General features: G+C 48.6%; 9 protein-coding genes and 1 pseudogene. 5 read left to right on the top strand and 5 right to left on the bottom strand.

Features of this window, described 5'->3' with window-relative positions; all coding sequences use genetic code 11:
• Nucleotides 1-34 precede the first annotated feature (34 nt).
• On the bottom strand, nucleotides 35-880 hold the full coding sequence (gene nhoA / locus EQY_RS0117115; protein ID WP_000187937.1) for an N-hydroxyarylamine O-acetyltransferase: 846 nt from the start codon (nucleotides 878-880) through the stop codon (nucleotides 35-37).
• A gap of 174 nt (nucleotides 881-1,054) precedes the next feature.
• Between nhoA and EQY_RS0117110 the strand changes: the two genes are divergently transcribed.
• Nucleotides 1,055-1,624, top strand: a complete 570-nt coding sequence (locus EQY_RS0117110) for a flavin reductase family protein (RefSeq protein WP_000077277.1) — start codon at nucleotides 1,055-1,057, stop codon at nucleotides 1,622-1,624.
• Nucleotides 1,625-1,628: 4 nt separating this feature from the next.
• Here EQY_RS0117110 and pptA read toward each other — a convergent pair whose 3' ends face one another.
• Nucleotides 1,629-1,856 carry a tautomerase PptA gene (gene pptA, locus EQY_RS0117105; protein ID WP_001120152.1) on the bottom strand — a complete coding sequence of 76 codons (228 nt, stop codon included), beginning with the start codon at nucleotides 1,854-1,856 and terminating at the stop codon, nucleotides 1,629-1,631.
• Between the two features lie 311 nt (nucleotides 1,857-2,167).
• Here pptA and EQY_RS0117100 point away from each other — a divergent pair, with 311 nt between their 5' ends.
• Complete coding sequence (locus EQY_RS0117100; RefSeq protein WP_001176568.1) at nucleotides 2,168-4,072, top strand: alkyl/aryl-sulfatase; 1,905 nt, start codon at nucleotides 2,168-2,170, stop codon at nucleotides 4,070-4,072.
• A 105-nt stretch (nucleotides 4,073-4,177) separates the two neighbouring features.
• Nucleotides 4,178-5,227, top strand: coding sequence for a GGDEF domain-containing protein (locus EQY_RS0117095; RefSeq protein WP_000236737.1), 1,050 nt, complete (start codon nucleotides 4,178-4,180; stop codon nucleotides 5,225-5,227).
• Here the strand turns inward: EQY_RS0117095 and EQY_RS26875 are convergent.
• A pseudogene (locus tag EQY_RS26875) lies at nucleotides 5,228-5,293 on the bottom strand (glutathione S-transferase); the annotation flags it as partial.
• Between the two features lie 292 nt (nucleotides 5,294-5,585).
• Here EQY_RS26875 and ansP point away from each other — a divergent pair.
• On the top strand, nucleotides 5,586-7,085 hold the full coding sequence (gene ansP / locus EQY_RS0117085) for an L-asparagine permease (RefSeq protein WP_024212631.1): 1,500 nt from the start codon (nucleotides 5,586-5,588) through the stop codon (nucleotides 7,083-7,085).
• A 112-nt stretch (nucleotides 7,086-7,197) separates the two neighbouring features.
• On the opposite strand, the gene yncE is transcribed toward ansP, so the two are convergent.
• Nucleotides 7,198-8,259 (bottom strand): 7-bladed beta-propeller protein YncE, encoded by a 1,062-nt coding sequence (gene yncE, locus EQY_RS0117080; protein ID WP_000550660.1) that lies wholly within the window; start codon nucleotides 8,257-8,259, stop codon nucleotides 7,198-7,200.
• A 240-nt stretch (nucleotides 8,260-8,499) separates the two neighbouring features.
• On the opposite strand from yncE, the gene pqqU reads away from it, so the two are divergent.
• Nucleotides 8,500-10,602 carry a TonB-dependent receptor PqqU gene (gene pqqU / locus EQY_RS0117075; RefSeq protein ID WP_000689297.1) on the top strand — a complete coding sequence of 701 codons (2,103 nt, stop codon included), beginning with the start codon at nucleotides 8,500-8,502 and terminating at the stop codon, nucleotides 10,600-10,602.
• A gap of 39 nt (nucleotides 10,603-10,641) precedes the next feature.
• Here the strand turns inward: pqqU and curA are convergent, their stop codons facing one another.
• Nucleotides 10,642-11,679 (bottom strand): NADPH-dependent curcumin/dihydrocurcumin reductase, encoded by a 1,038-nt coding sequence (gene curA / locus EQY_RS0117070; protein WP_000531447.1) that lies wholly within the window; start codon nucleotides 11,677-11,679, stop codon nucleotides 10,642-10,644.
• Between the last annotated feature and the right edge of the window lie 37 nt (nucleotides 11,680-11,716).

The raw sequence follows: 11,716 nt of genomic DNA, 5'->3' as shown, positions 1-11,716 counted from the left end.
CCGGATAAGGCGTTTACGCCGCATCCGGCACAAACTATTTCCCTGCCTCCGGATGTGTGTCGAACGCTGCCATCACCAGTGCCAGTTCATCCACGGTAAACCCATGTTTCGCATCATCCACGCCCAGCCCAAATTGTTCCTGCATCACGGCATATAACGACGCCACATCCGATAGATTCCGCTGATCCACCGCGTGCCCATTTTCATAATGGGTGAAATGGAAATTGGTCAACGTCAGCTTGCCACCGTCCGGCAAATGGCGGCACATCAACAGATGATGGCGAAAATGCGACTGCGGCCAGTGCGCCGACCAGAAATTGCCCATCACATAATCACTTTGTTGCTGCTCGCAGAGATCAAAACGGTACATCGACTGCCAGTGCTGATGATGATTAAACTGCAAAACCCAGTTATCACCCTCCTGCAACAACCGATACTCTCCGTGTGGCGTGGTTTGCGCGATATCCGGCACTAAACGGATTGGCGCGGTCAGCGTCTGACCACCAAAACCGACGTCGGCAATCCATTGTTCACCCTCCAGTTCTACTAACAACAGACGGTGCGTGCGCGGCGGCAACGATGGTGGGTTAGATAACACCACGCGACCTAACAAACTGCGAACGTTAAATCCCAGCTCACGTAACACTCGCTCAAACACACCATTCTGCTCAAAACAGTAACCGCCACGTCGCGCAGTCACCAGCTTCTCTTCAAGCGATTGATCATCAAGCTGGATTTCTCTCGGCAGCAAAACGTCGAGATTTTCAAATGGAATAGTGCAATTGTGTTTCAGGTGTAATGCTCGTAGCGTATCGATATTGACCGCAGCAGCACCCGTCCAGCGAATACGGGCAAAATAGTGATTCAGAATGGGCGTCATCAGGCGTTTCCCTTAGTGGTTTTCTCAATTTATAACCTGGAATGGACGCCACACCGGCTATTTTGTGCGATCGCGGACAAGCATCACGTTCGCAAATCGCCAATCCCGTTAATTTCGTTACTTATTGCGTTACGAGCTACGCTTTTAAAACCACTTTCTTAGCGAGGCGATACCGTGAGCCAATTTATTCCCGTTGAGTTGCATCATGCCAGCCGTCTGTTAAACCACGGCCCTACCGTCCTGATCACCAGTTTCGATGAGCAATCCCAGCGACGTAACATTATGGCTGCGGCCTGGTCGATGCCCGTGGAGTTCGAACCACCACGCGTGGCAATTGTGGTCGATAAATCGACATGGTCACGGGAGTTGATTGAACGTAGTGGCATGTTTGGCATTGTGATCCCAGGCGTCGCAGCAACAAACTGGACGTGGGCAGTGGGCAGCATTTCTGGGCGTGATGAAGATAAGTTTAACTGTTATGGCATTCCGGTTGTGAAAGGTCCGGTGCTTGGCTTGCCGGTGGTCGAAAAGAAATGTCTGGCATGGATGGAGTGCCGCTTGCTTCCCGCGACTTCTGCGCAAGAAAAATACGACACGCTGTTTGGCGAAGTGGTATCAGCAGCGGCAGACGCTCGTGTTTTTGTCGAAGGCCGCTGGCAATTTGATGACGATAAACTCAATACGCTACATCATTTAGGCGCTGGCACCTTTGTTACCAGCGGCAAGCGTGTTACGGCTGGTTAAGCAATTACATGCTGTAACCGGGTTTCTTTATCAAAGTCTCCATTTGGGGCGCGATTTCGGCGTCCCAGACAGCTTGCCACGATTCCGGTTGTATCTGGTGTAGGGCAATGCTTATCGAACTTTCTTTACTGTTCAGATGGCGAATAATGACGTCGGTAATCTCCGCCGCCAGTGCCGTTTTTTGTTGTTCATCCAGTTCACGGGGAAAACATTTAATGTCTATGTGTGGCATTGTTGTGCTCCTTTTTAAAGACTGCCAGCAAAATTAGCACAAGCCGAAAACGTCATGTGTTATTTGATGCGAAATGATGTGCGATATATACGCCGTCACTTTAATAACGTACATATACTATTAGCTTCCGCGCCAATACGCACCCGTCCTGTAACATACAGAATCTATTCTTTATTTCTTATCATATTAAGAAAATTCACGACATCCAGCTTGCTGATTTATTAATGCCAATTATAGTTATTCTTGCCCTCAATCATAATTTTCACTCGTAATATCCTTTCTTTTATAAAGTCCTTCTGGAGACACTTGCGATGCAGCTTAACCATATTGCTAAAAGTCTGCTAGTCATGGGATTATTCATAACAAGTTCACTTCCTCTCATCGCAGCAGAAGCGCCCAAAGAGGCCTCCGCTGCCACCCAACAAGCGAATAACGCACTTTATAGTCAATTGCCGTTTTCCGATAACAGCGATTTTGCTGATGCTCATAAAGGTTTTATTGCTCCTTTACCTCAGGAAGTGATTAAGGGTGAACAAGGGAATGTAATCTGGAACCCACAGCAATATTCTTTTATCAAAGAAGGCGATAAAGCACCTGATACTGTCAATCCAAGTTTATGGCGTCAGGCGCAACTGATAAATATCAGCGGCTTATTTGAAGTGACTGAAGGCGTCTATCAGATTCGCAATCTCGATTTATCAAATATGACCATCATTGAAGGTAAAGAAGGTATTACCGTTGTTGATCCACTGGTTTCAGCAGAAACAGCTAAAGTTGGCATGGATCTTTATTATAAAAATCGCGGTCAAAAACCAGTGGTGGCGGTTATCTACACGCACAGTCATGTCGATCACTACGGCGGCGTTCGCGGTGTGGTTGATGAAGCTGACGTTAAGTCAGGAAAAACAAAAATTTATGCGCCAGCCGGATTTTTAGAAGAGGCTGTTTCAGAAAATATTATGGCTGGCAATGTAATGAGCCGTCGAGCCAGTTATATGTACGGTAATTTGTTGAAACCTGATGCTAAAGGTCAGGTCGGCGCTGGGCTGGGAACAACGACCTCAGCCGGAACGGTTACATTGATTGCCCCTACCAACTACATCACCAAAACCGGACAAAAAGAGACTATCGACGGGCTGACCTATGATTTTTTGATGGCGCCCGGTTCCGAAGCACCTTCCGAAATGCTGTGGTTTATTGAAGAAAAGAAACTGATCGAAACCGCAGAAGATGTCACGCACACCCTCCACAACACCTATTCTCTGCGTGGTGCCAAAATTCGTCAACCTCTCCCGTGGCCTAAATACATCAACGAAGCCCTCAATCTGTGGGGCGATAAAGCGGAGATTATTCTTGCCCAGCATCACTGGCCAACCTGGGGTAACGATAACGTTGTCAAACTGCTAAAAAGCCAACGCGATTTGTACCGTTATATCAACGATCAAACGCTACGCATGGCGAATCGCGGTTATTACGGTTCAGTGAGCCATGATGTGAAAGCAACTTATGTGCTTTATCTTGGCTGGTTTGATGGTAACCCCGCGACTCTTGATGAACTGCCACCAGAAGAAGCCGCTAAAAAATTCGTGGAGTATATGGGCGGTGCTGATGCCATTTTACAAAAAGCCAAACAGGATTATGACCAGGGAAATTTCCGCTGGGTTGCCCAGGTTGTCAGTAAGGTGGTGTTTGCCGATCCAAATAACCAAGCTGCAAGGAATCTGGAAGCCGATGCGCTTGAACAGTTAGGCTACCAGGCCGAATCCGGGCCGTGGCGTAATTTTTATCTCACTGGCGCACAGGAATTACGCAATGGTGTGCAAAAACTGCCTACGCCAAATACAGCCAGTCCTGACACCGTTCGTGCCATGACGCCGGAAATGTTCTTTGATTATCTTGCTGTGCATATAAATGGCGAGAAAGCGGCAGACGCTAAAGCAGTATTGAATTTTGATTTCGGTGAAGATGGCGGCACTTATAAAGTGGAACTGGAAAACGGTGTGCTCAATCACACGGCTGATACGCAAGCCTCTGACGCCGATGCGACTATCACCCTCTCCCGCGATGTCCTGAATAAAATCATCCTGAAGGAAGAGACATTAAAAGAAGCCACGGATAAAGGCGAAGTAAAAATCACTGGAAATGAGGAAAAACTCAACGAACTGTTAGGTTATATGGACAACTTTGAATTCTGGTTCAATATTGTAACGCCATAATTTTCGTGTAAGTCGGGCAGGTTCCCTGCCCTTTTTGGGTTATAAACAAACATGTATTCTGACAAAAGAAAACACCCTCATTATTCATGGAAAAACCGCCAGGATATGGTTATTCGCGGTATGGCGATTAGCCTGCCGTGGTTTGCGTTGATTAATATCAGTTTTTCATCGTTGGTTTTGCTTCGAGGGGTATTGTTTAATGAAGGCACGACTCCATGGTTTAATGAGAAAAATCTTGTACATACGATTGATATTTCATCATTAGGTATTCTGCTAATCAGTGGTCTTTTATTAGTTAGCCCACGCAACAAAGTACAATATATTCAGCAGTTATTGGTTATTCTAAGCCTACTATGGTCATGGTGTTGTTTTTATTTTATTGCACACTGGACGCTGCCTTTTGCATATCCACTGTGCGTATTACTAATGCTTAGTGCCGTTGTTGCGCTATATTTCCACACCCCATCACTCCTCGCATTTGTCATTCCATTATGGTTTACCATCCCGTTAGCCAGTCTTGTGCTCAATCAGTATGTGAATATTCATTTCGCTGTTATCTGGAGCATTTTTTCACTGGCTCTCTATGGCGGACGTTTTATTTTGTTGCGTTGGTTTGAAGAAGCATGGCAACAAAATAAGTACAACAACCAGTTGATTCATCGCCTCGATGCATTAGCTCATCGCGATCCCTTAACTGGAGTGGCAAACCGACGAGCGTTGGATAGTATTTTACGCGATGCCGTCGAACAAAAGACGTCGTTCGTTTTAATTATGCTGGATGTCGATTTTTTTAAACGCTACAACGACACTTATGGGCACCCTGCTGGCGATCGTTGTCTGATACAAGTTGCCAACGCACTGCAACGTGCAATTCGCCAGCCCGAAGATGTAGTTACGCGCTATGGCGGTGAAGAGTTTGCCATTATTCTTTTCAATGCGGGCTTGCAGGAAGCCGAAGCGATAGCAGCCAGAGTTAAGCAAGAACTTAAACTGGCGGCTATCCCGCATCAGGCATCTGCTGTTAGTGCATTTGTTACGGTTAGTCAGGGGATTGCCTGTTCTGCTCCTGCAAAAACGGCTGAACAAATAGTTGCTGATGCCGATGCCGCGTTATATCGGGCGAAAGAAAATGGGCGAAATCGGTGGGCTAAATAACTCTATTCCGCTGACATCAACAAACTTATAGGGAATATCAGCCAAAGTCAGCATCAGTTCACTCATGGTGGAACCCCATACATCTTAATCATATTTCCCCCGCACAGCGTTAAAGCTTAAGTGTAGGTCAGTAAACAGGACAACCCGGACTAAGATTTGTCATTTTTTCAGCAATCCTTTTAATCCCCACTCAACTTGTAAGGGGATATTTTGCATCGTTTATCGATAACAGGTAGGATGCTGCGCCGATAGTTTTATACCCATAAAGAATAATGGTAATAACTGTCATCGCCAGGATGAATAAACATTGTTCATGGCGGCTTATAAGACTTTTTCAACGAAGCAATCAGGGAGAGCAATGAGTAAACACGACACCGACACTTCAGATCAACACGCCGCGAAACGCCGCTGGCTTAATGCCCATGAAGAGGGTTATCACAAAGCGATGGGTAATCGCCAGGTGCAGATGATCGCCATTGGCGGCGCGATTGGGACTGGTTTGTTTTTAGGCGCGGGTGCCCGACTGCAAATGGCCGGCCCGGCACTGGCACTGGTCTATTTAATCTGCGGCCTGTTTTCGTTTTTTATTTTGCGTGCGTTGGGTGAGTTGGTATTACATCGCCCTTCCAGTGGTAGTTTTGTCTCTTATGCCCGTGAGTTTTTGGGTGAGAAAGCCGCTTATGTTGCCGGCTGGATGTATTTCATCAACTGGGCGATGACCGGGATTGTCGATATCACCGCCGTCGCACTGTATATGCATTACTGGGGCGCGTTTGGCGGCGTGCCGCAATGGGTATTTGCACTCGCTGCGCTGACCATCGTTGGCACCATGAATATGATTGGTGTGAAATGGTTCGCAGAGATGGAGTTCTGGTTTGCGCTGATTAAAGTGCTCGCCATTGTGACCTTTTTGGTCGTGGGTACAGTGTTCCTCGGTAGCGGTCAGCCGCTGGATGGCAACGCCACTGGCTTTCATTTAATTACCGATAATGGCGGCTTCTTCCCGCACGGTTTGCTGCCTGCGCTGGTGTTAATTCAGGGCGTGGTATTTGCTTTTGCCTCCATCGAAATGGTCGGAACTGCCGCCGGAGAATGTAAAGATCCGCAGACTATGGTGCCAAAAGCAATTAACAGCGTGATTTGGCGTATTGGCCTGTTTTATGTCGGTTCCGTGGTGTTGCTAGTTATGTTATTGCCGTGGAGTGCCTATCAGGCCGGTCAAAGTCCCTTTGTGACCTTCTTCTCTAAACTCGGTGTGCCGTACATTGGCAGCATCATGAATATTGTGGTATTGACCGCTGCCCTCTCCAGCCTAAACTCTGGCCTGTACTGCACCGGGCGTATTTTGCGCTCGATGGCGATGGGCGGATCTGCGCCGGGTTTTATGGCGAAAATGAGTCGCCAGCATGTACCGTATGCCGGGATTCTGGCGACGCTGGTTGTGTATGTCGTTGGCGTATTCCTCAATTATCTGGTGCCATCGCGCGTATTTGAGATTGTCCTGAACTTCGCGTCATTGGGAATTATCGCCTCGTGGGCGTTTATCATTGTTTGTCAGATGCGCCTGCGTAAAGCCATCAAAGAAGGTAAAGCAGCGGAGGTCCGTTTTAAACTGCCTGGCGCGCCCTTCACTTCCTGGCTGACATTACTGTTTTTACTGAGTGTTCTGGTGCTGATGGCGTTCGATTACCCGAACGGGACTTATACCATCGCGGCGCTGCCGATTATCGGTATTCTGCTGGTTATAGGCTGGTTTGGTGTGCGCAAACGCGTTGCTGAAATTCACAGCACTGCGCCAGTCGTCAAGGAAGATGAAGAACAACAGGAAATTGTGTTTAAGCCTGAAACGGCGAGTTAATTGCAAAATTGCCCGGCTACGTGCCGGGCAAATTCAAATTACTGACGAAGGTGCCGGATGCGGCGTGATAAAAGTCAGGCAAGTCACTCCATTTTCACCCTCGCCATATCTATTACAGCGCAATACGAATCACATCGTCCGGCTGAGTGGCTTCTTGCTGTTTAGTCGATTTTTGCTTCACGCTGACATACAACGTTTTGCCATCGGCAGACAGCGCAAGGCTGTTAGGATGAGTCGGCGTATCGAACGTTTTCACCACTTTGTAGTTTTTCGCGTCAATCACACTGACTTTACCCACCTGCCGATGCGTCACGTAGGCTTCATTACGCGCCGGGTTAAACAACACAGCCAGGGATTCCGGTGCTGCTACCTTCGCCAGAATATTGCCGTTACGGGTATCGACCACCAGCACTTCTGCCGCTTTGGAGTCAGTGATAAACGCTCGCTGGTTGGCAGTATCGAGACTGATGTTGATAAAGAAATGCTCTTTGCCATCATCCAGCAGCTTTTTACGGCTCAGGATTTTGTTGTCGGCAGTGTCGATGGTAATCAGTTCACCATCGGCGTTAGTGGTATAGAGACGTTTGCCTTTGCTATCCAACGCCAGGCCGGTGCTCATTTTACCGGTGTTCTGGATGGCGGTTTTCAGTTTGATATTCTCGCCATCAACCACCCAAATCACACTCTCTTTCCCAATACCGCTGATGTAAACAGTGTTCGTGGCATCGTCAGCAACCAGCTCACGTGGCTGCAGCGGACGCACCTCTTCTGTACGTTTGCGATCGTCCAGCACCAGACGCCCTTTCACTTCGCCCGTTTTGGCATCAATTGCCGTGACCGCACTGTTTACTGTGTTACCAAACCACAGCGTTTGCGTCGCGTTGTTGATAGTGGCACCAAACGGCTTGAGATCGTTATGGATCGCCTGAGTGACTTCCAGAGTCACCGGATCGAGACGATAAACCACACCGCCTTTGTCCAGTTTGCGGCTTTGCGAAGTGGCGAGCCACAGCGCGTTTTCTTGCTGGCTATAAGCCATTTCGTAGGCACCTTTACCTACCGCTTTACGCAGCATTTCTTCTGCGGCCTGCGTACTGAATGATGAAGCAACAAGCAATGAACCTAACAGTAATGAACCACGCAGGCGCGATGAAAACAGATGACGTAAATGCATGACGACTCCCTTTGATGAACCGATTTATAGCTGCTTCACAATGCTTCGTTGAGCATAATCTTCGTTACACCCTTGTTATAAATGGGAATGGTAATCATTATTTTCTCAAATGTGGAGCATTTCTTGTTGTTACGACTACAATTTTCTCAATTGATTAACGTATTGTGCCGTTTCGTTTTCTATAAATTTACAAATTTATTACCATTGAAGCGTTTTCCCATTCTTAACCTGGCTTTTTTCATGAAGATTTTTTCCGTCCGACAGACCGTTTTACCCGCACTGATTCTCCTTTCTCCTTCCACTTTTGCCGCTAATGAACAAACCATGATTGTTAGCGCCGCGCCGCAGGTAGTTTCTGAACTGGACACACCCGCTGCGGTAAGCGTGGTCGATGGCGAGGAGATGCGTCTGGCCACACCACGCATCAATTTGTCTGAATCACTGACCAGTGTGCCTGGTTTGCAGGTACAAAACCGGCAGAACTATGCGCAGGATCTACAACTGTCTATTCGCGGATTTGGCTCCCGTTCCACTTACGGTATTCGCGGTATTCGCCTGTATGTTGATGGTATTCCCGCTACCATGCCCGACGGACAAGGGCAAACATCCAATATCGATTTAAGCAGTGTGCAAAATGTGGAAGTGCTGAGAGGCCCCTTCTCTGCCCTGTATGGCAATGCGTCCGGCGGCGTAATGAACGTCACTACCCAAATCGGCGAACAGCCGCCAACTATTGAGGCCAGCAGTTACTATGGCAGTTATGGTAGCTGGCGCTATGGACTGAAAGCGACAGGCGCAATGGGCGACGGCACCCAACCTGGCGATGTTGATTACACCGTTTCGACCACGCGTTTTACAACTCACGGCTATCGTGACCATAGCGGCGCACAGAAAAATTTAGCCAATGCCAGACTGGGCGTACACATTGATGACGCCAGTAAGTTAAACCTGATTTTCAACAGTGTGGATATCAAAGCCGATGACCCTGGTGGGTTGACCGAAGCTGAATGGAAAGCGAATCCGCAACAAGCGCCTCGTGCAGAACAGTACGACACGCGAAAAACCATCAAGCAAACTCAGGCAGGGTTGCGTTATGAGCGCAGCCTGAGTTCGCGGGATGATATGAGCGTGATGATGTACGCAGGTGAACGGGAAACGACCCAGTATCAATCGATTCCGATGGCACCCCAACTTACCCCATCTCATGCGGGCGGCGTAATTACTCTGCAACGTCATTACCAGGGTATAGACAGCCGCTGGACACATCGTGGAGAGCTGGGAGTTCCGGTCACTTTCACTACTGGCCTGAACTATGAAAACATGAGTGAAAACCGCAAGGGTTACAATAACTTCCGCCTTAATAACGGCGTGCCGGAGTACGGGCAAAAAGGTGATCTGCGCCGCGACGAGCGCAATCTGATGTGGAACGTCGATCCCTATTTACAAACCCAGTGGCAACTAACTGACAAACTATCGTTGGATGCTGGTGTGCGCTACAGCTCCGTGTGGTTTGACTCTGACGATCATTACGTTACCCCGGGTAACGGTGATGACAGCGGTGATGCCAGTTATCACAAATGGCTTCCTGCGGGATCGTTGAAATACGCCATAACCGATGCCTGGAACGTCTATCTGGCAGCCGGGCGCGGTTTTGAAACGCCAACCATTAACGAGCTTTCTTACCGTGCTGACGGGCAAAGTGGCATGAACTTTGGTTTAAAACCGTCCACCAACGACACAATCGAAATCGGCAGTAAAACGCGTATCGGCGATGGCTTGTTTACCGCTGCGTTATTCCAGACTGATACCGATGATGAAATCGTTGTTGATAGCAGTAGCGGCGGGCGTACCACGTATAAAAATGCCGGGAAGACGCGCCGTCAGGGGGCTGAACTGGCCTGGGATCAGCGTTTTGCCGGAGATTTCCGTGTGAAAGCGTCGTGGACGCGGCTTGACGCAACTTATCGCAGCAATGTTTGTAACGCTCAGGACTGTAATGGTAACCGAATGCCCGGGATCGCCCGCAATATGGGCTTTGCGTCATTAGGTTATGTACCAGAAGAAGGCTGGTATGCAGGCACAGAAGCACGTTATATGGGCGATATCATGGCGGATGACGAAAATACGGCAAAAGCGCCCTCTTACACTCTCGTCGGTTTGTTCACCGGTTACAAATATAATTATCGTAATATGACAATAGATTTATTTGGTCGTGTCGATAATTTATTCGATAAAGAATATGTCGGCTCGGTGATTGTTAATGAATCGAATGGTCGATATTACGAGCCTGCGCCTGGGCGGAATTATGGTGTAGGCGTAAATCTCGCATGGCGATTTGAATAATATTCATTAGTGGCGGCAAGAATGCCGCCACCTGAAATGTTAATCATCATCCGCAACACGGATCACGACTTTGCCGAAGTTTTTACCATTCAGCAGACCAATGAATGTCTGCGGGGCGTTCTCTAAACCATCGGTAATTTGTTCACGATAGTGAATTTTCCCCGCCTTCACCCATTGCCCCATCTCTTGCTGGAACTCATGGATGCGATGACCATAATCCTGGCTAATAATAAACCCTTGCAGGCGAATACGTTTTTTCAGCACCGTAGCCATAAGTAGCGGTAAACGATCCGGCCCGGAAGGCTGTTCGGTGGCGTTATAGCCGCTCACTAAACCGCAAACGGGAATACGCGCGGATGTATTGAGTAAAGGCAGCACCGCATCAAACACCTTACCACCAACGTTTTCATAATAGATATCAACGCCTTTCGGACACGCGTTCACGAGTTGTTCGGCAAAATCATCTGCATGATGATCAAGGCAAACATCAAAACCGAGAACGTCTGTGGCATGGCGACATTTTTCCGCGCCACCGGCAACACCCACCACGCGGCAACCTTTTAGTTTGCCGATTTGCCCCACTGTCGCACCGACCGGCCCCGTTGCTGCAGCAACCACTAGCGTTTCTCCCTCTTTAGGTTGACCGATATCCAGCAGCCCCATATAAGCCGTAAAGCCAGGCATCCCCAGCACACCCAGTGACCACGAAGGATTTTCCGGATGATCGCCAAGTTTCACCAGATCATCGCCACTGGATATGTCGTAATCCTGCCAACCGCTGTAACCCAGCACCCAGTCGTCAGGCTGGTAATCCGGATGATTAGATTCCACCACCCGACTCACCGTGCCGCCGACCATCACGCCACCAATATCAACCGGTGGTGAATAAGATGGCTCATCGCTCATGCGCCCGCGCATATACGGATCGAGCGACAGGTAGACCGTGCGCAGTAACACCTGTCCTTCACCCGGCGTGGCGACATCATCTTCTTCAAGACGGAAATTCTCCGGAACCGGCGCGCCGTGTGGACGCGACGCCAGAACCCAACGGCGATTACGTTGCTTTTGTTGACCCATAATGCTCTATATGAACACATCCCGTTTGCAAGGCATC

The sequence above is a fragment of the Escherichia sp. TW14182 genome (assembly GCF_000208525.1).
GTDB classification, from domain to species: domain Bacteria; phylum Pseudomonadota; class Gammaproteobacteria; order Enterobacterales; family Enterobacteriaceae; genus Escherichia; species Escherichia ruysiae.
The sequence above is the reverse complement of the archived record's forward strand: the minus strand, read 5'-3'. Positions and strand labels throughout refer to the sequence as shown.